Source organism: Bacillus sp. L75 (assembly GCF_003676355.1).
Classification (GTDB): Bacteria; Bacillota; Bacilli; order Bacillales; family Bacillaceae; genus Bacillus; species Bacillus velezensis.
On sequence record NZ_ML064901.1, the window covers coordinates 650,578 to 672,018 of the forward strand.

The 21,441-nt window shown below is 47.1% G+C and carries 24 protein-coding genes and 1 pseudogene; 16 read left to right on the plus strand and 9 right to left on the minus strand.

The genetic code is table 11. The features are described 5' to 3' along the window. The first annotated feature begins 31 nt into the window (after positions 1-31). Positions 32-649 carry a 3'-5' exonuclease KapD gene (gene kapD, locus D5S11_RS03390; protein ID WP_003152084.1) on the plus strand — a complete coding sequence of 206 codons (618 nt, stop codon included), beginning with the start codon at positions 32-34 and terminating at the stop codon, positions 647-649. 24 nt (positions 650-673) lie between these two features. On the opposite strand, the gene kapB is transcribed toward kapD, so the two are convergent. The 3 genes from kapB to D5S11_RS03405 form a co-directional block, all read right to left on the minus strand. Then, positions 674-1,060 carry a kinase-associated lipoprotein KapB gene (kapB, locus tag D5S11_RS03395; RefSeq protein ID WP_007408657.1) on the minus strand — a complete coding sequence of 129 codons (387 nt, stop codon included), beginning with the start codon at positions 1,058-1,060 and terminating at the stop codon, positions 674-676. Positions 1,061-1,107: 47 nt separating this feature from the next. After that, entirely contained in the window at positions 1,108-2,391 is a 1,284-nt protein-coding gene (locus D5S11_RS03400; protein WP_015240472.1) for a sensor histidine kinase, read from the minus strand. A gap of 122 nt (positions 2,392-2,513) precedes the next feature. After that, positions 2,514-3,677 carry a MalY/PatB family protein gene (locus tag D5S11_RS03405; RefSeq protein WP_007408655.1) on the minus strand — a complete coding sequence of 388 codons (1,164 nt, stop codon included), beginning with the start codon at positions 3,675-3,677 and terminating at the stop codon, positions 2,514-2,516. An 86-nt stretch (positions 3,678-3,763) separates the two neighbouring features. Between D5S11_RS03405 and D5S11_RS03410 the strand changes: the two genes are divergently transcribed. After that, a complete protein-coding gene (locus D5S11_RS03410) occupies positions 3,764-4,024 on the plus strand; it encodes a DUF1871 family protein (protein WP_003152094.1) in 261 nt (86 codons plus the stop codon). A gap of 24 nt (positions 4,025-4,048) precedes the next feature. Here the strand turns inward: D5S11_RS03410 and D5S11_RS03415 are convergent, their stop codons facing one another. Next, positions 4,049-4,870: an alpha/beta fold hydrolase gene (locus tag D5S11_RS03415; protein ID WP_007408654.1), complete on the minus strand. Its 822-nt coding sequence runs from the start codon at positions 4,868-4,870 to the stop codon at positions 4,049-4,051. Between the two features lie 152 nt (positions 4,871-5,022). On the opposite strand from D5S11_RS03415, the gene D5S11_RS03420 reads away from it, so the two are divergent. The 3 genes from D5S11_RS03420 (at position 5,023) to yugI (ending at position 7,282) form a co-directional block, all read left to right on the plus strand. After that, positions 5,023-5,523 (plus strand): Lrp/AsnC family transcriptional regulator, encoded by a 501-nt coding sequence (locus D5S11_RS03420; protein WP_003152098.1) that lies wholly within the window; start codon positions 5,023-5,025, stop codon positions 5,521-5,523. Continuing rightward, a complete protein-coding gene (locus D5S11_RS03425) occupies positions 5,524-6,693 on the plus strand; it encodes an aminotransferase (protein ID WP_047936070.1) in 1,170 nt (389 codons plus the stop codon). Between the two features lie 196 nt (positions 6,694-6,889). Next, a complete protein-coding gene (gene yugI, locus D5S11_RS03430; protein WP_007408653.1) occupies positions 6,890-7,282 on the plus strand; it encodes a S1 domain-containing post-transcriptional regulator GSP13 in 393 nt (130 codons plus the stop codon). A 47-nt stretch (positions 7,283-7,329) separates the two neighbouring features. On the opposite strand, the gene D5S11_RS03435 is transcribed toward yugI, so the two are convergent. Then, a complete protein-coding gene (locus D5S11_RS03435) occupies positions 7,330-7,566 on the minus strand; it encodes a DUF378 domain-containing protein (protein ID WP_003152104.1) in 237 nt (78 codons plus the stop codon). A 230-nt stretch (positions 7,567-7,796) separates the two neighbouring features. On the opposite strand from D5S11_RS03435, the gene D5S11_RS03440 reads away from it, so the two are divergent. Continuing rightward, complete coding sequence (locus D5S11_RS03440) at positions 7,797-8,960, plus strand: iron-containing alcohol dehydrogenase (protein ID WP_007408652.1); 1,164 nt, start codon at positions 7,797-7,799, stop codon at positions 8,958-8,960. Between the two features lie 86 nt (positions 8,961-9,046). Next, on the plus strand, positions 9,047-10,219 hold the full coding sequence (locus D5S11_RS03445) for an iron-containing alcohol dehydrogenase (RefSeq protein WP_007408651.1): 1,173 nt from the start codon (positions 9,047-9,049) through the stop codon (positions 10,217-10,219). 280 nt (positions 10,220-10,499) lie between these two features. Here the strand turns inward: D5S11_RS03445 and ycaC are convergent, their stop codons facing one another. Both ycaC and D5S11_RS03455 read right to left on the minus strand, forming a co-directional pair. Next, positions 10,500-11,144: an isochorismate family cysteine hydrolase YcaC gene (gene ycaC / locus D5S11_RS03450; protein WP_032869818.1), complete on the minus strand. Its 645-nt coding sequence runs from the start codon at positions 11,142-11,144 to the stop codon at positions 10,500-10,502. 124 nt (positions 11,145-11,268) lie between these two features. After that, positions 11,269-11,836 (minus strand): annotated as a pseudogene (locus tag D5S11_RS03455) (NADPH-dependent FMN reductase). A gap of 397 nt (positions 11,837-12,233) precedes the next feature. On the opposite strand from D5S11_RS03455, the gene D5S11_RS03465 reads away from it, so the two are divergent. The 3 genes from D5S11_RS03465 (at position 12,234) to D5S11_RS03475 (ending at position 14,432) form a co-directional block, all read left to right on the plus strand. Beyond that, a complete protein-coding gene (locus tag D5S11_RS03465; protein ID WP_007408647.1) occupies positions 12,234-13,586 on the plus strand; it encodes a glucose-6-phosphate isomerase in 1,353 nt (450 codons plus the stop codon). A gap of 65 nt (positions 13,587-13,651) precedes the next feature. Then, a complete protein-coding gene (locus tag D5S11_RS03470) occupies positions 13,652-14,005 on the plus strand; it encodes a hypothetical protein (RefSeq protein WP_032869824.1) in 354 nt (117 codons plus the stop codon). Between the two features lie 22 nt (positions 14,006-14,027). Beyond that, positions 14,028-14,432, plus strand: a complete 405-nt coding sequence (locus D5S11_RS03475; protein ID WP_012118292.1) for a YugN-like family protein — start codon at positions 14,028-14,030, stop codon at positions 14,430-14,432. Here the strand turns inward: D5S11_RS03475 and D5S11_RS03480 are convergent. Further along, complete coding sequence (locus D5S11_RS03480; protein WP_032869826.1) at positions 14,429-15,415, minus strand: potassium channel family protein; 987 nt, start codon at positions 15,413-15,415, stop codon at positions 14,429-14,431. The two genes, D5S11_RS03475 and D5S11_RS03480, sit on opposite strands and share 4 nt — an antisense overlap. Next, complete coding sequence (locus tag D5S11_RS03485; protein WP_007408643.1) at positions 15,412-15,666, minus strand: protein mistic; 255 nt, start codon at positions 15,664-15,666, stop codon at positions 15,412-15,414. Before D5S11_RS03485 ends, D5S11_RS03480 begins: the two co-directional genes overlap by 4 nt. A 132-nt stretch (positions 15,667-15,798) precedes the next feature. Here D5S11_RS03485 and D5S11_RS03490 point away from each other — a divergent pair, with 132 nt between their 5' ends. The 6 genes from D5S11_RS03490 (at position 15,799) to D5S11_RS03515 (ending at position 21,434) form a co-directional block, all read left to right on the plus strand. After that, positions 15,799-16,062, plus strand: coding sequence for a YuzI family membrane protein (locus D5S11_RS03490; protein ID WP_015418085.1), 264 nt, complete (start codon positions 15,799-15,801; stop codon positions 16,060-16,062). Between the two features lie 46 nt (positions 16,063-16,108). Continuing rightward, positions 16,109-16,786 (plus strand): zinc metallopeptidase, encoded by a 678-nt coding sequence (locus tag D5S11_RS03495; protein ID WP_003152125.1) that lies wholly within the window; start codon positions 16,109-16,111, stop codon positions 16,784-16,786. Between the two features lie 42 nt (positions 16,787-16,828). Beyond that, on the plus strand, positions 16,829-18,118 hold the full coding sequence (locus D5S11_RS03500) for a hemolysin family protein (RefSeq protein WP_007408640.1): 1,290 nt from the start codon (positions 16,829-16,831) through the stop codon (positions 18,116-18,118). Positions 18,119-18,207: 89 nt separating this feature from the next. Next, entirely contained in the window at positions 18,208-19,866 is a 1,659-nt protein-coding gene (locus D5S11_RS03505) for a glycoside hydrolase family 13 protein (protein ID WP_108654984.1), read from the plus strand. Between the two features lie 121 nt (positions 19,867-19,987). Beyond that, complete coding sequence (locus D5S11_RS03510) at positions 19,988-20,410, plus strand: secondary thiamine-phosphate synthase enzyme YjbQ (RefSeq protein ID WP_015418083.1); 423 nt, start codon at positions 19,988-19,990, stop codon at positions 20,408-20,410. Next, positions 20,403-21,434: a nitronate monooxygenase gene (locus D5S11_RS03515; RefSeq protein ID WP_047936066.1), complete on the plus strand. Its 1,032-nt coding sequence runs from the start codon at positions 20,403-20,405 to the stop codon at positions 21,432-21,434. Before D5S11_RS03510 ends, D5S11_RS03515 begins: the two co-directional genes overlap by 8 nt. Positions 21,435-21,441: the final 7 nt, after the last annotated feature.

The window sequence follows — 21,441 nt, forward strand, 5'->3', positions numbered from 1 at the left end:
TTTGATCGGAGGAAAGGCAGGTGTAAAAAAAGTGGATCAGCGCAGTCTGCTCATTATTGATTTTGAATTTACAATGCCTGACGGAAAATACAGCCCGCAAAATTTCTTTCCCGAGATTATTGAAGCGGGGATTGTCAAGACAGTGAATGATGAAGTGACTGAAACGTTTTCGAGTTATATCAAACCGAAAAAATTTCCGAAGCTGACGAAACGATGCAAAACCTTTCTGAACATCACCCAAAAAGACGTGGACGGCGGAATCACGTTTAATGAATTCATCCGCAAATTAAATGAGCTTGATCCTGATAAAAACTGCACGATCGTCACCTGGGGCAATATGGATATGAAAGTGTTAAAGCAAAATTGCATGTTTAACCACATCCCTTTTCCGTTCAAAGGAGAACTTCGGGATCTGTCCCTTGAATACAAAAATTTCTTCGGCGACAGAACATTGACCGGCCTTTGGAAAGCGGCAGAAGAGTATGGCGATAAAGGGACGGGCACGCATCATAAAGCGCTGGATGATGCGCGGACGACATACAAATTATTCAAGCTTGTCGAGCGGGATAAACAATATCTTGAAAAACCGAAACCTCCGACGATCGGTGATCGCGTCGATCTGACTGAACTGTTTCGCCGGGCCACATAAAAAAACCCAATCATGCCGACTGGGTCAAGTTCTTTTAAAATAGTCACGCTCTAACGCGGCCAAGTTGTCGAGCGAACGTTCCGCCCATTCTGAGCCGTCCGCTGTAAGCTGATCTTTCAGCCGGGCAGACGCCGCTTGTAAGGAAGCCGTATAATCAGGCACCTCGCCATCAAACGGTTTGACCATCTGATGCGGTATGTTTGTCTGTTCCCCGAATGCAAGCGCTCTTCTTTCATGAAAAAACGGAACATCCGCCTGCTTCGGATGATGAAGATCTCCTTGAGCGGGATGCGTCAGAACGGCTTTAATTTTCACTAAATAGTGATTGGGCCTGACGTCTGTCACTTCCCCTATGTATGCTCCTGTTTTATAAAACCCTTTTACGATTGTGCCGATGTCAAACGTATTCATAGCGTTCACCTCTCTCTAGTTATTCTATAAAAGATCAACGCGGTTGGCTAGTGAACAGCTGCCGGAAGCCTGACTGAGGCCGTTGTGCCCGAGTGCTCGCCGCTGGTGAAACAGACGGAGCCTTCATGATGCTGAATAATCGAGAATGTCACGGTAAGCCCGAGCCCGGTGCCGTTCGTTTTCAGCGTATAATATGGCTTGCCGAGTTTCTGCAGTTCTTCATCGGACATGCCGATTCCGTTATCCGTAATCTGAATGAGAATCATCTCTTCCTGTTTTTGGACGGAGACCTCGATTCGGCCGTTTTCAGAGGGCACGGCTTCAATACTGTTTTTAATCAGATTAATGAAGGCCTGTTTCAGTTTTTTTACATCGCCGAACACATATAAATCAGGCTCGCTTCGAACCGTAACGGTCACCGATTTAAAATTGGCATAAGACTCCATTAAGGAACCTGTTTCCTTTACGAGCAGAGAAATATCAAACTTTTCTTTTTCATAGTCATCCTGCTTCGCCATATCGAGATAATTCGTAATGATCGTCTGAGCCCGGTCGAGTTCGGACAGCACAAGTTTCTGATATCCGGAGTGGGATTTGTCCTGAAGCTGCTCGCCGCTGAACAGCAGCTGCACAAAACCTCTGACGACCGTAAGCGGATTGCGGACTTCATGGGCGACGCTTGCCGCAAGCTCGCTGACGACGGCCATTTTTTCTGAGTGAATCAGCCTTGCCCGCATGGACGCATTCTCATCAATGATCTCAATCAAATAAATGCACAGCAAAAGGGCGCTGACTTGAAAAAAAACAGATACTGCCGCCTCATAATAAACGGAAGATAGATTTTGAAAATTGAAAATATTGGTCGCGGAATAGATGAAGACAGATGCGGTTAATAAGGCGGTTTCAGTGCAGCCGATGAGAAGAGCGAAAAGCAGTTTCTTCCGCTTTGAAAAAAAAGGCCATTTCGTTTGGAGCTGGATAGGGATGATGATTAAAAAAGGAATTAAGGATAAGAAAAAAAGAGCGGAAGGTTCAAACCATATGAGCTGAAAAAAAACGGATGCCGCCCCTGCGGCAAGTCCTGCGGCGGTACCGGAATAAAGCAGGCAGACGATAATGGGAATCAGCTGCAAACCGTAACGGACGGAATGAAGCTCCTGGATGGGAAAAGCCGTACATAATAAGGAAGATGACGCTGCAAATACGGCGACCAGCAGGCGGTTCGCTCTCGGTACAAGCAAATCGGGCTTGCTGAGCCAGAAGACTTGATAAAGAAAAATAGGGAATAAAATAAAAGAGAAGTGAAGCAGGTAATCCTTTACAATCTCCATTTATGCGAAATCCTTTCCTATGTAAATATGAATCTATTATAACATCTTTACCGGAAAAAAAAGTATATATTTCTCTAAAGCGAACGCCCTTATCTCATCTGATAAAGGCGTTCTTTCCGCTGCTAAGCGAGCGCTGCTTTCATTCTCTCAAGCCCTTCTTTTACGGCGGCGGCTGAACAGCCGACATTAAGTCTCATAAATCCTTCGCCGCCCGGTCCGTATTTTGTTCCCGGCTCTAATATGATTTTCCCTTTTTTGAGCATTCTTTCTTTGAGCTCGGCATCCGAAAATCCGTATTCGCTGAAATCCATCCAGATCAAATAGGAAGCGTCAGGCTTCATCATGCGGACTTTCGGCAATTCTTTTCTTAAAAAGTCCTCAGCCAATTTCATATTCCCTTCAATGTAAGGAATCAGCGCGTCAAGCCAAGGGCCTCCCTTTGTATAGGCCGCTTCGATTGCTGCAACCGCAAATGTGTTGAGGCTGGAAATCCCGTTCTGATGCAATGCGGCGGAGAATTTCGCCCGCTTATACCGATCGGGAATGATAATGGCGGATGCCTGAATCCCGGCAATATTAAACGTCTTGCTCGGCGCGACACAAGTAACGGAAATCCGCGCAAACTCCTCAGACAGAGAAGCGAAAGGCGTATGCGGCTTTCCGTACAGCATCAAGTCGGAATGTATCTCGTCAGAAACGACGGTGACGTTATGGGCGGCGCACAGCGATCCGAGCTTCATAAGCTCATCCCGGCTCCACGCTCTGCCGGACGGATTGTGGGGATTACAAAGAATCATCAGCTTGACCTCAGAATCGTTCAGCTTTTTCTCAAGATCCTCAAAATCCATACAGTAGACGCCGTTTTCTTCCCGTAACGGGTTATGTAAAACCTGCCGTTTGTTTTCCTTGATCATCTGATAAAAAGGCGTATACACCGGTGATTGAATCAACACCGGATCGCCCGGTTCGGTAAAGGCTTGTACGGCCATGCTGATTGCCGTGACAACACCGGGACTGAACGCGATGTTTGCGGGATCGGGCCGGTAGCCGTGCCGCGTCTCAAGCCATGAAGCGACGGCTTCTCTTGTGTTTTCGTCAGGAGACGTGTAACCGAATATGCCGTGGTCAAGGCGGGCTTTTAAGGCGTCAGTGACCGCTTCGGGAGCGCGGAAATCCATATCGGCAACCCACATCGGAAGCGCATCCGATACGCCGAATAACGCTTCCGCCTTGTCCCATTTCACCGATTGTGTGCCAAGACGGTTTTCTCGAAGATCAAAGTTCATGTATGTCACTCCTGTAGTATCATTATTTTGCACAGCGTATCTATGATAAAATAGAATTGCAAACTTTATTATAAGCGGTGATGAAAATGGAAGAAAGCCAAGCGGTCATGGAAATGATGAAAATCATTGCCAAGTGGGACCCGTTTAAATATGGAGAAGATTTTTATGAGACAGAAGCCGTCGACATCGTTCAGGCCGTCTACAGTGAAGACCGTGCCGACAAGCTGGCAGCAGCCATTCAGGATATCTTTGAAGCTTCATTTGAGCAAAAGCTTCCGATCGAAGGATGCCAAAAGGCCGCTGAGCAGCTTCTGTTCATAAAAGAAAGCAGCTCCTGCACCCCTTAAAAACCGGCGGTTCCGCCGGTTTTTTTATTGAATAAATTCAAAAATCCGCTCCGAAACAAACTCCGGGCGCTCTTCAGGTACGAGGTGCCCCGTATCCTTGAGTGAATACAGAATGGAATCCGGCAGGTCGTCATGAAGCCGTTTTCCGACTGAGACCGGAACGACACGGTCTTCTTCTCCCCAGATTAAAAGAGCGGGGTTTTGCACTTTCTTCAAATCCTCGGGCTCTAAATCGCCCTCCCTGTGTCTGATAAACCTTGTCATCGCTTTGAAAATCTGGCGGTCTGTAAATGGTTTTTCGTAACCGTCAATCATTTCCTGATCGATAAGCGTCCGGTCGTGAACGACATTTAACAGGTTGTTCAGCACGCCGTCTTTTGAAAGCCAATACTTAAGATACAGGTCAAAACAAGGGAGATGCGTCCCGAATATAATCGACGGGTGCGAGCGCTTTAAATACCCCGAGCTGCACAGCAGGACGATTTTAGAAAAAAGCTCGGGTCTGAGAAGAGACGCGGATAAGGAAATCTGGCCGCCCATTGAATGGCCGATGAGTGCGGCCCGGCTGATACCGAGCTTTTCCAGAAGTCCGATCAGAAGCTTGGCGAGGTTTGCGTAAGTATATACGAAAGTCCGTGACTTTTCCGATTGCCCGAAAGGAGGCAGGTCAACGGCGATAATATCATAATGGTTTCTGAGCAGCGGGATCAGTTTTCTGAAGCTGAATGCCGAAGATAAAAAACCGTGTACGCAGACGAGTGTCTGTCTGCCGGGATTTTCATAATGCTCGTAATACAGCTCAACTCCGTCTATCGCGGCCCGTTTAATCGGTGAAACAGCTTCCATGAGAGCCTTCGCCGTCCTTTCTTTGTTGTAATGTAAAGGCTTTTTTGATTGTCAGATTTTAGCTCTGGTTTCTTTCGGGTTTTTCTTAGCATTTGTCGAAAATCGTGATATAATGTCATGAAGATTTTTGATAATGCAAAGGTGTGAAACGTATGAAGCTGACCGAAAAAGAAACAGAAATATTAGAAATTTTAGACGAAAACAGCCGCGTTGATGCGGAAACGATTGCGAAAATGGCAAACATTCCCGCTGAAGAAGTCAAAAGCATCATTGAAAAGCTTGAAAAGGAAAAAGTCATCATTGATTATGCGGCGATGATCGACTGGCGCAAAGTCGACGGTTTGGAAGGCGTCACGGCGATGATTGACGTAAAAGTCACTCCGAAACGAAATGTCGGCTTTGATGAAGTCGCTGAGCGGATATACAGATTCCAGGAAGTTGAATCAGTGTACCTGATGTCAGGGGTGTATGACTTATCTGTCGTTATTCGCGGCAACACGATGTCAGATGTGGCAAGCTTCGTGTCTGAAAAATTGTCCACCCTTGAGTCTGTCGTTTCCACGACAACGCACTTCATCCTGAAAAAATATAAGCATGACGGCAAAGTCTTTGAAAGCGGAGACGATGACAAAAGAATCGTGGTGTCTCCGTAAATGGAAACGAAGACTTCTTATTTATCTGACTACGTGCAGCAGATTAAACCGTCAGGCATCCGCAAATTCTTTGATCTGGCCGCTACGATGGAAGGCGTCATTTCACTGGGAGTGGGAGAGCCTGACTTTGTGACGGCCTGGAACGTGAGGGAAGCGAGTATTCTTTCTTTAGAACAGGGTTATACGGCTTATACGGCAAATGCGGGTCTTTATGAACTGAGAGAAGAAATCAGCCGCTATTTAGATCAGCGGTTCAGCCTGAGTTATTCGCCTGACAGTGAACTGATCGTTACTGTAGGGGCAAGCCAGGCGCTTGATCTCGCTGTCCGCGCCATTATGAATCCTGGAGAGGAAATGTTAATTCCCGAACCGTGTTTTGTCGCATATGAATCACTCGTGACGCTGACGGGGGCGAAGCCGGTGCCGATTCAGACTGTCGCTGCAAAAGGTTTCAAAGCATCAGCAGCCGATTTTGAAGCGGCCCTGACGGACAAAACAAAAGCGCTGCTTCTATGCTCGCCGTCAAATCCGACAGGTTCCGTCTATTCGAAAGAAGAGCTTGAATCCATCGCTGCTTTCGCTGAAAAACACGACTTGATCGTGCTTGCCGATGAAATTTATGCCGAACTGACGTATGACGAGCCATTCACGAGCATGGGGGCCATCAGCGGCATGAAGGAACGCACGATTCTTATTTCCGGCTTCTCCAAAGCATTTGCCATGACGGGGTGGAGACTCGGATTTACGGCGGCGCCTCCCGTGATCAGGGATGCCATGCTCAAAATTCATCAGCACGCGATGATGTGCGCGCCTTCCATGGCTCAGTATGCGGCGCTTGAAGGGCTGAAAAACGGTCAGGAAGACGTCGAAAGAATGAAGAAAAGCTACCGGAGACGCCGAAACCTGATCGTGGAGACATTGAACGAAATCGGACTCGGCTGCCACCACCCCGGCGGAGCATTTTACGCCTTTCCTTCCATTCAGTCGACCGGCATGAGTTCAGAAGAATTCGCGGAACAGCTGCTCATTGAAGAAAAAGTAGCCGTCGTTCCGGGGAATGTATTCGGCCCGAGCGGCGAAGGCTACATCAGATGTTCCTATGCGACATCCATTGAGCAGATTCAGGAAGCGCTCGTCAGAATCAAACGGTTTGTTGAAAAAAGGGCATAAAAAAAGATACGAACCCGGTTCGCATCCAAATAAAAGGGGGGAATACTAGAAAGCCTTCGTAATCATAGTATACCCTCCTTTATCTGTGCTTAAACATGATTATGTAAAAAAGTTCTCTTTGCGAAAAACAAACTTGTATGATATAATTTTAAATTGCGTATAATCTGTATTTAATTTAACTTAGGAGTTGTTATGAATGGCAGCAAAATTTGAAGTGGGCAGTGTTTACACTGGTAAAGTAACAGGATTACAAGCGTATGGTGCGTTTGTTGCATTAGATGAAGAAACTCAAGGACTTGTTCACATTTCTGAAGTCACTCACGGTTTCGTAAAAGACATTAATGAGCACCTTTCTATCGGTGACGAAGTACAAGTAAAAGTACTTGCGGTTGACGAAGAAAAAGGAAAAATCAGCCTTTCTATCCGTGCGACTCAAGCGGCGCCTGAAAGAAAAGAAAGCAAACCAAGAAAACCGAAAGCGGCTCAAGCTTCTGAAGAAACATCTGCTCCGCAAGGTTTCAACACATTGAAAGATAAGCTTGAAGAGTGGATTGAACAGTCCAACCGCAAAGACCTTATCAAAAAATAATCATTAAAAAAAGCACCGGATATGTATGTTCGGTGCTTTTTTTATGTTTATCTGACTTCCGGATTTGCCGCTTCCTCGCGGGATGTTTCTTCGTTCGGCTTAAACAGCAGGCCGAGATTGATCAGACCGGCGATGCCGACAAGGCCGTAAATAATCCGCGACAGAGCTGATCCTTGGCCGCCGAAGATGGCTGCTACTAAATCAAATTGGAAAAACCCGATCAGTCCCCAGTTAATAGCGCCGATAATCGTTAATACGAGACAGATACGCTGAATAACACTCATGTAAACAACCTCCTCTATGAATTCGTGAAACAGTTATAGATTGTGACAAAGCAAAGAATCTATGCATACTACATTCTCCGCCGTGTAAATCACACACTGTTTCAAGCTGTACAAGTGCCTTTCCCGGGAATTCGATGTCTGTAAACCATGTGATGCGCCGTCAAAAAAGCGGATTGCTTTACATTGAACGTCATCTTTCTGCATAATATAAATCCAAAGGAGGAGATGTCATGCAAAACTTTACATATTGGAATCCGACCAAGTTGATTTTCGGAAAGGGAGAGGTTGAAAAACTTCCTGAAGAAATCAAACCGTACGGAAAAAACGTGCTGCTCGTATACGGAGGAGGCAGCATTAAGCGCAGCGGTCTTTATGATCAAGTAACCGAACTGCTGAAAAAAGCGGGAGTTACCGTACATGAATTGGCAGGCGTAGAGCCGAATCCGCGTGTCTCAACGGTGAACAAAGGTGTTGCGCTCTGTAAAGAAAACAGCATCGATTTCTTATTGGCCGTCGGCGGCGGAAGTGTCATTGACTGCACGAAAGCCATCGCGGCGGGCGCTAAATATGACGGCGACGCGTGGGATATCGTCACGAAAAAACACCAGCCGAAAGAAGCGCTGCCTTTCGGAACAGTGCTGACACTTGCGGCAACCGGTTCAGAGATGAACTCCGGATCAGTCATCACAAACTGGGAGACACAAGAGAAATATGGATGGGGGAGCCCGCTCGTTTACCCTAAATTCTCTATTCTCGATCCGGTAAACACATTTACCGTTCCGAAAGACCACACCATTTACGGCATGGTCGATATGATGAGCCATGTGTTTGAACAATATTTCCACCACACGTCAAACACGCCGTATCAGGACCGGATGTGTGAATCGCTTCTGCGCACGGTGATTGAAACAGCGCCGAAGCTGATCAATGATCTGGAGAACTACGAGCTTCGTGAGACGATTTTATATACAGGCACGATCGCATTAAACGGAATGCTGTCAATGGGCGCAAGAGGGGATTGGGCCACACACAACATCGAGCATGCGGTATCAGCGGTTTACGATATACCGCACGCCGGAGGTTTAGCGATTCTGTTCCCGAACTGGATGAGACATGTGCTCAAAGAAAATCCGGCCCGCTTTAAACAGCTTGCCGTCCGTGTCTTCGATATTGACGAGACAGGCAAATCAGATGAAGAGATCGCACTTGAAGGAATCAGCAGGCTGTCTGATTTCTGGACGAGCCTGGGCGCTCCGAACAGACTCGCTGATTATGATATTTCTGATGAGAAGCTGGATACGATTGCAGATAAAGCGATGGCAAACGGAGCATTCGGACAGTTCAAGTCACTGCAGAAAGAAGACGTGCTTGCGATACTGAAAGCATCATTGTAATAACATAAAGGGGGCGGCCGGATTGGCAGCTCCTTTTTTTCTGTGTTATAGTAATTCCCTTACGATTTTTTTGGAGGTTATGATAAATGGAGAACTTTACGTACTACAATCCGACGAAACTGATTTTCGGAAAAGGTCAAATCGACCAATTGAAAAAAGAGCTGAAGCAATACGGGAAAAACGTGCTGCTTGTATACGGAGGCGGCAGCATTAAGCGTAACGGCCTGTATGACCAAGTAACAGGCATCTTAAAAGAAGAAGGCGCAACCGTTCATGAGCTTGCGGGCGTTGAACCGAACCCGCGTCTGGAAACGGTAAATAAAGGAATTGAGCTGTGCAGAAAGCATGAGATTGATTTCCTTCTCGCAGTCGGCGGCGGAAGTGTCATCGACTGTACAAAAGCGATTGCGGCCGGTGCGAAATATGACGGCGACGCATGGGACATTTACAGCAAAAAAGTAACGGCGCAGGACGCGCTCCCGTTCGGCACGGTGCTGACGCTTGCGGCGACAGGCTCTGAAATGAACCCTGATTCCGTTATCACAAATTGGGAAACAAACGAAAAATTCGTATGGGGCAGCAATGTCACTCATCCGCGTTTCTCCATTTTAGATCCTGAGAATACTTTCAGCGTTCCGGAAAACCAAACCGTATACGGCATGGTGGATATGATGAGCCACGTATTTGAACAATACTTCCACAATGTTGAAAACACGCCGCTTCAGGACAGAATGTGTTTTGCGGTCCTTCAGACGGTAATTGAAACAGCGCCGAAACTTTTGGAAGACCTTGAGAACTATAAGCACCGTGAAACGATTTTATACGCGGGTACGATCGCATTAAACGGCACGCTGCAAATGGGCTATTTCGGCGATTGGGCTTCCCATACGATGGAGCACGCCGTATCAGCGGTTTATGACATCCCTCACGCGGGAGGACTTGCGATTCTGTTCCCGAACTGGATGAGATACACGCTGGATACAAATGTAGACCGTTTTAAAAACCTGATGCTCAACATGTTTGACATTGATACTGAAGGCAAAACGGATAAAGAAATTGCGCTTGAAGGGATCGATAAATTGTCCGCGTTCTGGACAAGCCTCGGCGCACCGTCCCGCCTTGCGGATTATGACATCGGTGAAGACAAACTTGAGCTGATCGCAGACATCGCCGCAAAAGAAATGGAATACGGCGGATTCGGCAATTTCCAAAAACTGAACAAAGATGACGTACTTGCTATCTTAAAGGCGTCACTGTAAGATACATTTCCGGCCGGGGTGAAGATGAAATAGATTTTCAAGCTGCAGATGTAACCGTTTTGGGAGTCCCTTCATTAGTGCATCAAGAGCAAGTGAAACACCCCTTGCCATGAGACAACTATGGAAATCTCACATGATGCGGATTTGACTCCCTGTTTCTGTACATTTAGCAGAAAAGGATCAATTAACTTTGCGATTGCCGATCATCTATTTACACAAAATCTAAATCATGAAGAGCCGCGAATTTAAAAAAGGAGCGCTGATTCAATCAGCGCTCCTTTTATGCATTTTGTGTACTAAGATCCCGCTGCGCCCCCATATAGCTTCCCATTAAGTTTTGATAACCGGGAAGATGACTGGAGATTAATGCGCCAAAACCTTCAACATCGTTGCGCCAATCACGCTGTAACTCGCATGCTACGCTGAACCAGTTCATAAGCTGCGCGCCGCCATGAGCCATACGCGTTAATGATGCATCTGCTACTTGCTTATTAAACGTCCCCGAAGCATCTGTCACAACAAACACTTCGTAGCCTGCTTTAATGGCAGAAAGCGCAGGAAAAGCAACGCAGACGTCTGTTACCACCCCCGCGATAATCAGCTGTTTTTTGCCAGTCGCCTCAATGGCTTTAACAAAGTCTTCATTGTCCCATGCATTAATTTGTCCGGGACGGGCTATTTTTGGGGCGTCAGGAAAGAGATCAACGAGTTCTTGCATGAGCGGTCCGTTGGGTCCATTTTCAAAACTCGTTGTTAAAATAACCGGTAAATCAAAGAATTTAGCCGTATCACCGAGAGCCAATACATTGTTCTTAAATTCATCAACGCTATAGTCACGCACGAGACCGGAAATAAGGCCGGTTTGATGGTCAACTAAAAGCACGGCAGCATCATCTTTTGAAAGACGGGAATAAAGATCAGACATTTTATCATCCTCCTTGAATTAAGGCAAGTAAGTTTGTCAATTGAAAACGGTAAATCTATTCATATGCTGTATAGAAAGAAAGTTATTTCTGAGGTGACTTTTCGTGAGGGGGATGATCCTTCAATTAATTTGGAACGGGAACCGGAGCATGATCAATCCAATGGATAAACTGTTGTAAATAGCGTTGAAGATAACGTTTTGTTTGTTCATCCGTCAGTATGTTTTGAGCGGAATCAATTTTCTCATGGACTTGCGAAATCAGCATTTTTTGAAAGGGCAAAACATTGACTTGCATAGCTTCGAGTACTTCCCTCATTTGCGTTTGACCAAAGGCAGTACCGAACCCTCCGGGGGTTGCTCCGATTAAGCCAACCGGTTTTCTGTTTAAAACAGAAGGGGTCCGCGGTCTCGATGCCCAGTCCAATGCATTTTTTAATACCCCCGGAATTCCGAAATTGTACTCTGGACTTACAATGATGACGCCGTCAACGTCTTGTATATCAGCTCTAAAGGATGTTACGGAGTCTGGTGCTCCGGCAATTTCTAAATCTTCGTTAAAAAAAGGAAGACTGTCTATTTCAACCCAACGAAATTGAGCCGCATTATCGAAAGTCAATCAATGATTGAGCAATTGCTCGATTATACGAGTTTTTTCGTAAACTTCCACAAATAAGACCAATGGTTTTAGTCATAAAATCACCTCCCGGTTTAAAATCACTTTCATCTTAACACGATACCCCAAATATAGACACTATTTTTAAAAATGGACATTTATGCCTTAATATTCCTTCGTGGCAGCCTCTCAAGAGGAGTACTATATAAAAAGAACCGGCCCATCGGGATTGGCGATGGATGTCATCCTGCTCCAAAGTAAAGGTGATACGTTCCTGGATCACCAACATTCGATTCGTTATCCCTCTCACGATTATTACAAATATAACCATATCGAATCCGGGGTATTGTATAAAAAATGAATGCATTTTTAGCGCAAATCCCATATTCATCATGCCTTCTTCATGACTTGATTTAGCGGGTGAGTTCATATAAAGTGAAAGAGAAAACAATTCACCGTGATGGAGGGACAAGCAAATGACGCATGTACGCTTTGATTACTCAAGAGCGTTACCTTTTTTCAATGAACATGAACTTACATACGCACGTGATTTCGTAAAAACGGCACACCATAATATCCATGAAAAAACAGGCGCCGGAAGCGACTTTTTAGGATGGGTGGACCTCCCTGAAAACTACGATAAAGAAGAATTCGCGCGCATTAAAAAAAGCGCTGAAAAAATCAAATCAGATTCAGACGTGCTTCTCGTCGTGGGTATCGGCGGTTCATACTTAGGCGCCCGCGCGGCGATTGAAGCGCTCAATCATTCTTTCTATAACGTTCTGCCGAAAGACAAGCGCAAAAACCCTCAAGTTATCTTTATCGGCAACAATATCAGCTCAACTTATATGAAAGATGTTATGGATCTTTTGGAAGACGCTGATTTCTCTATCAATGTCATTTCTAAATCAGGCACGACGACGGAACCTGCAATCGCTTTCCGGATTTTCCGCAAACTTCTTGAAGAAAAATACGGAAAAGAAGAAGCGAAAGCGCGGATTTACGCGACGACAGATAAAGAGCGCGGCGCTTTAAAAACGCTTTCTAATGAAGAAGGCTTCGAATCATTCGTTATTCCTGATGATGTCGGCGGACGTTTCTCCGTTCTGACTGCGGTAGGTCTTCTGCCGATTGCGGTAAGCGGGGCTGATATCGATGAAATGATGAAAGGCGCTCTTGATGCAAGCAAAGACTTTTCCAGCTCGGAATTAGAAGAGAACGCGGCTTACCAATACGCCGTCGTCCGCAACGTTCTGTATAATAAAGGCAGAACCATTGAAATGCTTATCAACTATGAGCCTGCGCTGCAATACTTTGCGGAATGGTGGAAGCAGCTCTTCGGCGAAAGTGAAGGAAAAGATGAAAAAGGCATCTATCCTTCTTCTGCTAACTTCTCAACAGACCTTCACTCTCTCGGTCAATACGTGCAGGAAGGCAGACGCGATCTGTTTGAAACTGTATTAAACGTTGAAAAACCGAAGCATGAGCTGACAATTGAAGAGGCGGAAAATGATCTCGACGGCTTAAATTACTTAGCCGGCAAAACGGTCGATTTCGTCAACAAAAAAGCGTTCGAAGGCACGATGCTTGCCCATACAGACGGAAAAGTGCCGAACTTAATTGTCAATATTCCGGAGCTTAATGCATATACATTTGGATATCTCGTCTATTTCTTTGAAAAAGCGGTGGCGATGAGCGGTTATCTGCTCGGAGTCAACCCGTTTGATCAGCCGGGTGTTGAAGCCTATAAGGTGAATATGTTCGCGCTTCTCGGCAAACCGGGCTTTGAAGAGAAAAAAGCAGAGCTTGAAAAACGCCTTGAAAAATAAAAAGAAGGGCTGGCCCTCAGCATGACGGGTCAGCCTTTTTTAAACCGTGAAAGGTGTGATGATGAATGATACGACTCTTATGTAAGCATGCCGTCATTTCCGTCTGTTCCGCCGCTATTGTCTATTCGGCACTAAAACTGTCTCCTGAATCCCTCTTACAAACCATCCTGTTTTTCGCTTTCCCTCTCGGCTTGTTTACGGACATGGTCCGGCTGAAACTGAAGATTGGCCGGATGCAGTCGCTGATCACGAAGTGCTGTCTCTATGCCGCCGTTTTCTATATTTCAACGGAAGCCGTTCTCTCCGCAATTGTGACGTATGTTCTGATTGAATGCGCCGTTACCTCTTTCCAGCGTCTGTCTGCCGCTCCCGATTCTTCCCGGGCGCCGTATGAAGACGCCGCAGAGCGGGGACGCTAAAGACAAAAAGGAGCATATGCACATGATCAGCATTCCATCTTCACTTGAAGGGCAATCGTTTTTACTCCGCGAACTGGAACAGGTGCTGAAACCGATCGGTTATACCATCGGAGGCGGCTGGGAGTATGACCGCGGGTTCTTTGATTACAAAATTTCCGATCAGGACGGCTATTTATTTCTCCGCATCCCTGTTGAAGCAAATAAGGGACACCTGGATGAACGGGGGGCCGCCGTTACAATCGGCACCCCCTTTTTGCTGAGGCACGTCTATCAGGAGGAAACGGATGATCACGCAGGCGGCGGTGTTTTTGAGTCATTATTCAACCAATTCTCCGAGCCGAAACGGCGGGATGCGGCAATTGACCGCTCATATACAGATATCGGGATCTCGCTTGTAAAAGAGCTGGAAGACGTCCTGCTGCATTAAAGAGCCAAAAACAGATCAGTATCGAGCACCTGGTATGACAGGGGAGGGGTCAGCATCGGCCCCTCTTCTTTTTGTATGCCGATGATCGTGGTATTCCGTTTGAGATAATAGAGCGCACAGTCATGATAAGATGAACCCTTTAAATCCTCGGGGACGGGAATGATGCGCACCTTTTTCTCCAGCGTCAGATCTGACAGCGTTTGCGGTTTGGCAAGCTGCAGCTTGACCCGGTAATGCTCAAACATCACCCGGCTCGACAGGCGTGATGTGCACAGAATCTTATTGGCTCCTGCGCGCTCGGCGTTTTTGACATACCGTTCCGTTAAAATTTCCACGATACAATAAACGGACGGATGCAGCCCTTTGATGGCGAGAAGCGTTAATACCGACAGCATATCAGCTTCGGATTCATTTTTCTGCTGGTCTGCTGTCAAAATGACGGTATCGGCTTCCGTAATATTCGCCTTATTGAGCGTACTGTCATCAGCGGCATGTCCGCGGATGAAATGGACGTTTTCAATAAGCGGCCCTTCCCTTAATGAATCATCAATCAGGACGACAGTTTTTGACGGCGCGATGTGCTGCAGTTCTTTCAGCAGCATATGCGACTTCTCATTCCATCCGATAAGAATGACGTGCCCCTTGCCTTTAAAGGCGACCTTCCCTTCGACATAGCGATGCTGTTTGCTGAACACGGCTGAAGAAAGCGTGGCGAAATAGGCGGTTACAAAACTCGCTCCGCTTAATACAAGCACCATGCCGGCAATCTGCCCGAGCGGCGTCTGGGGCACGTAATCGCCGTAGCCGACTGTGGCCACCGTAATAACCGCCCACCAAACCCCTTCAAACACAGACGTGAATTGCTTCGGCTCAAGCATGTAAATGAGTTGGCCGAACAATAAAATCAAGGCGATAATGATCAGTCCGATCCGAACATATAACGGCCATCTCAGCCAGGAAATAAATAAACGGTTTGATTTCATTCGCCCGGCTCTTCTTTCGACAGAGAGATGGATAAAATCTGCTTAATAATGGTGTTTAGTTTTTCGTTCAGCTGTTGCTGGCCGTATGAGTCACGCGCATGTCTGATTAAATCGGCCGTCTCATCTTCAAACTGAATGAGAGGTTCGTCGTTTTCCGATTCATTATAGAGCTGGATAAAGGCGTCAAGCCCCTCGTTCATTCTGTCTATCGCATTGCTCAGCTGTTCTTTCTCGCCATTTGTCACTTTCATGTCGATCACACCTGTATCTTTTTTTATACAGTATGTCCCAGTTCGTTTGATGTCTTTCAAAAATCGCCGAAAACATATTCACCCTCATTTTTTCATATGATAAAGAAAGCGGACCGAAAAAGGGTGAGTCAAATGACAGTCATTCAAAAACTGCTGGCGGCGCTGGCCGGAGCGCAGCTGCTCGCTTCGGCGGCCGTATTGCTTATTTTCGATTTGAATGGATACAATCATATGTCCGGCGGATTTTCATGGCTTGTTTTTGCAAAAGAGACCGCAGGCACGTTTCCGTTTTACATCGGATTGGCCGGGTGTATCCTCATCATGCTCGGAGGATTGATTCCTGTCAGAAAAAAGAAGCGGATTTCTGTACAGGAAAGCGGACAATCATTAAAATAATATATAAGCAAATCGTACGATATAAGAGAAAAAGGAAGAGGATAATATGCTGTTTATCTTTTTAACAATTGCTGCATTGGGATTGTCGTTTTGGGCACAATTTAAAGTGAAAAGCAATTTTCAGAAATACTCAGACGTAGAAGCTTCCAGTCAGCGGACGGGGGCGGAAACGGCAAGACGGATTCTTGATATTAACGGTTTATATGATGTGCCGGTAGAACCGGTAAGAGGCACTTTAACAGACCATTACGACCCGACGGAGCGGGTGGTGCGTTTATCTGAGCCGGTATATTACGGCCGCTCCATTTCCGCCATTTCCGTCGCTTCCCATGAAGTCGGACATGCTTTGCAGCATCAGGAATCATACGGCGCGCTTGTGCTGAGGCACAAAATTTTTCCGGTCGTCAATTTTGCCTCCGGGGTCGCCCCTCTGCTTTTCTTGGGCGGGATGCTCCTGGGCAGCTTGAACTTAATCGGACTCGGCATTATTTTGTTTTCGGCCGCTGTTTTTTTCCAGCTTGTCACACTGCCTGTCGAGTTTAATGCCAGCGCGAGGGCGAAGCGGATTATCGTGTCGGAAGGATTCATTCGCAACAGTGAAGAACACGGCGTGAATAAAGTGCTGAACGCCGCCGCGCTGACGTATGTGGCTGCGGCGCTCGTTTCATTATTCGAGCTGCTTCGTTTTGTGATGATTTTCTTAAATGGTCGTGATGAGAATTAACACGAAGGAGGTGGCCCCTTACCGTTTGCGGTAGGGGTTTTTTTGCTTATATTAAAACTGATTCTCATTATGCTGTTAATCGGATTAACGGCCATCTTTGTCGCTGCGGAATTTGCGATTGTCAAAATCCGCGGTTCAAAAATCGCGGAGCTGGTTGAAACCGGAGACAGCCGGGCGCTCGCGGCGCACAGGGTGATTTCAAATCTCGATGAATATTTATCAGCGTGCCAGCTCGGCATTACGATTACGGCGCTCGGACTCGGCTGGCTCGGTGAACCGACGATTCAGCGGCTTCTTCATCCTGTTTTCAGCCTGATCGGAATGCCGTCATCCATTACGCACGTCGTCACGTTTATTGCGGCGTTTATCGCCGTCACGTATCTGCACGTCGTCATCGGAGAGCTTGCGCCGAAAACGATATCCATTCAAAAAGCCGAAGCCGTCAGTCTGTGGACGGCGAAACCGCTCATTCTGTTTTATAAAGTGATGTATCCGTTTATTAAGCTGTTAAACGGTTCAGCCGGATTTTTGGTCAAGCTGTTCGGTTTTCATTCGGTGAAAGAACATGAGGTCGTGGTCAGTGAAGAGGAATTGCGGCTGATTTTGTCCGAAAGCTATAAAAAAGGTCAAATCAATCAATCTGAATTCCGTTACGTCAACAAAATATTTGAATTCGATAACCGGGTCGCCAGAGAAATCATGGTGCCGCGCACCGAAATCGCCGCCATCTCGCTTGAACAGTCAGTTGATGAAGCCATACATTTGATCATCAACGAACGGTATACGCGATATCCGGTTATTAAGGAAGACAAAGATCACATTCTCGGCATTATTAACAATAAGGATTTATTTAAGGCGTATTTTCTCGGCCGCTCCATTGAATTAAAAGAAATTATGCGTCCGGTCATCAGAGTCATTGAAAGCATCCCCGTTCAGGAGCTTTTGATCCGCATGCAGAAGGAGCGAATTCATATGGCGATTCTCGTTGACGAATACGGCGGCACGGCGGGACTTGTGACCGTCGAAGACATATTGGAGGAAATCGTCGGGGAAATCCGTGATGAATATGACCAGGATGAAATGCCCCACATCGTCAAAAAAGGCGAACACCATTATGTGATGGACGGCAAGGCGCTCATAGAAGAGGTGAATGATCTCCTTGATATCGCCATCGAAAATGAAGACATTGACACGATTGCCGGCTGGCTCTTAACACAAAAAATGGAGCTGAAAAATGGTGATGTGTTTCATGCCGAAGGGTGTGAATTTAAGGTGCTGGAAGCGGAAGACCATCATATCCGCTTCGTTGAAATTAAAAAAACTGATTTCTGAGCCTCCTGCTTTTGCAATGAGGCTTTTTTTATGGAAAAAATGCTTCTTCGTCCCGCTCCTTCATATGCTGTAAAGAAAGGAGTGTCGGTATGAAAACGGATTGGTGGAAAACGGCGGCCGTCTATCAAATTTATCCCCGAAGCTTTATGGATTCGAACGGGGACGGAATCGGCGACATGAACGGCATCAGAGCAAAACTTCGTTACATAAAAGAGTTGGGGGCGGATGTGATCTGGCTTTGTCCCGTTTTTGACTCGCCGGGCGCGGACAACGGCTACGATATTCGGAATTATAAACAAATTGCCGGCGAATTCGGGACGATGGAGGATTTTGACCGGCTCCTTGCGGATGTCCATGCGCTCGGCATGAAGCTGATTATAGACCTCGTCATCAACCATACAAGCGATGAGCACCCTTGGTTTATCGAATCACGCTCGGCGAAAGATTCCGAAAAACGGGACTGGTACATCTGGAGAGACGGAAAAAACGGCAAAGAGCCGAACAATTGGGAAAGCATTTTCGGCGGATCAGCGTGGGAATATGATCAAGAGACCGGCCAGTATTACCTGCACCTGTTTGACAAAAAACAGCCTGATTTAAATTGGGAAAACGAAGCGATGAGGCAGTCCGTTTATGAGATGGTCCGCTGGTGGCTTGATAAAGGCATAGACGGCTTCCGGGTGGATGCCATTTCTCACATTAAGAAAAAAGAAGGGCTCCCTGACATGCCGAACCCGGACGGTCTCCCGTACGTCCCGTCTTTCCCGTATCATATGAATGGGGAAGGCATAATGGATCTCTTAAGAGAGCTGAAACGGGAAACATTTTCGCGCTATCCGATCATGACGGTCGGCGAGGCGAACGGAGTGGCGGCTTGGGAGGCGGCTGATTGGGCCGGTGAAGAACACGGCGTCTTTCAAATGATTTTTCAATTTGAACATCTCGGCCTCTGGGATACGGAAGATGATCAAAGCATCTCCATTCCGGCGCTTAAGCGCGTCTTGTCTGGCTGGCAGAACAGTCTTGAAGGAAAGGGCTGGAACGCGTTATTTATGGAGAACCACGATCAGCCCCGTTCCGTCTCGGTATGGGGTGACGAACGTTTTTTGACAGAAAGCGCCAAGGCACTCGCCGCGATGTATATGCTGATGAAAGGCACGCCGTTTATTTACCAGGGGCAGGAGCTCGGGATGACCAATGTTTCGTTTCCATCCATTGAAGATTATGATGACGCCGCAATGAAATATCTGTATGAAAAAGAGACGTCCCGCGGCGTTCCGCATGAAAAAGTGATGAAGATCATCTGGAAGAAGGGCCGGGATAATTCACGGACACCGATGCAATGGAGCGGTGAGGCGAACGGCGGGTTTTCTGATGCTTCTCCGTGGCTCGGAGTGAATCCGAACCACACATGGCTGAACGCTGCATCACAAATGCAGGATGAAACATCCGTATACCATTTCTACAGACGGCTGCTCGCCCTCAGAAAAGAACACAGCGTATTGATCAGCGGCACATATGAATTGCTGCTTCCGAATGACCGGCAGATTTATGCCTATCTAAGAAAAAACGGAACAAAAACCGCCCTGATCATCACAAATCTGTCTAAAACCCCCGCTTTATACAAGCATCCCGGCTATCCGCTTGACTCCGATACGCTCGTGCTCGCAAGCATGGAAACACCACCGCATCGGCATGTGACATCCTTTCTTTTAAAGCCTTATGAGGCCCGCGTATATATATGGTGAAAAACTTCAGTCCCGAGGCTGAAGTTTTTTGTGATCTGCGTTTATCATCGCGATCCGACAGGAAAAGACAAATACAGAAACGAATATGGGAAAGGAAGAGAAAAAGAAAGGAGGCATCTATATGCTGAAAAAATTGCAGATTCAAACAAACAGACGGGATGAAATGATCGACATCACACATGAAGCTGAAGCGTTTCTCCGCAAAACAGGCGTGAAAAACGGCTTGGCGCTCATATACTGTCCCCATACAACCGCCGGCATTACCATAAATGAAAATGCCGATCCGGATGTGAAGAGGGATATGCTCAGAAGGTTTGATGAAATGTATCCGTGGGAGCACGAACTGGACCGGCATATGGAGGGAAATACGGCGGCGCATATGAAAGCGAGTACAACCGGCGCCTCCCAGCATGTCATCATAGAAGACGGGCGCCTGATACTCGGAACATGGCAGGGCGTTTATTTTTGCGAATTTGACGGTCCGCGAAACAGAACATGTTATATCAAAATACAGGCTGAATCGGAGGAAAACACAAATGAGTGAGTGGATGAGTGCATTATCATTAACAAAGCCCGTCATTCAGGCACCGATGGCCGGCGGGCTGGTCACGCCGCGTCTGGCTTCGGCGGTATCAAATGAAGGGGCGCTCGGAAGCCTCGCTTCAGGATACGTCAGCCCGCAAGCGCTTGAAAAACAGCTTATCGAGATGAAAGAGCTGACGAACCGCTCCTATCAAGTAAATCTTTTCGTTCCGGAAGAAAGGCAGATGCCTGAGGCGGAACTGGTTGAAAAATGGAAAGCCCGCATCCCGAGGGCAAAAGACGCCAAGCCGTTCTCTGATCTGAAAGAAGAATGGAATGATTTCGAGGAAAAAGCGGAGCTTCTGATCCGTTACGGAGTCAAAGCGTGTTCATTCACCTTCGGCCTGCCGCCGGAAGAAACGGCGGAAAAGCTGAAGAAAAGCGGATGTTTCCTTTTCGGCACGGCGACAACGCCGGAGGAAGCGAAGGTCTTTGAAGAACGGGGGATGGACGCCGTTATCCTTCAGGGAATAGAAGCCGGCGGGCATCGCGGGTCGTTTCTGCCGGTTAAAGGAGAACCGGCTCTCGGCCTTATGGCGCTGATTCCGCAGGCTAAAGACGCGCTGAATATCCCGGTGATTGCGGCAGGCGGCATTTTTGACCGCCGCGGCGTGCAGGCCGCCCGCTGTTTGGGTGCGGACGGCGTTCAAGTAGGAACACCGTTTCTCCTTTGTGAAGAAAGCAGCGCCTCACCGGGATATCAAAAAGCCATTGCCGATTCAAAAGGAGCCGACACGCGGCTGACCACCCTGTTTTCGGGAAAACAGGCGCGGGGAATCGTGAATCAGTTCATGAAAACATATGAGGCTGACGAGGGAAATACGCTGCCTTATCCGCTGCATAATACGCTGACAAAGCCGATGCGCGGGCACGCGGCTCAATCAGGAGACGCGGAGTATATGTCTTTATGGGCCGGCCAGTCCGCCGCGAAACTTGAAGGGCCGACAGACGTGAAAACCGTTTTGGAAGAATTGTGCGAATCATAATCCAGAA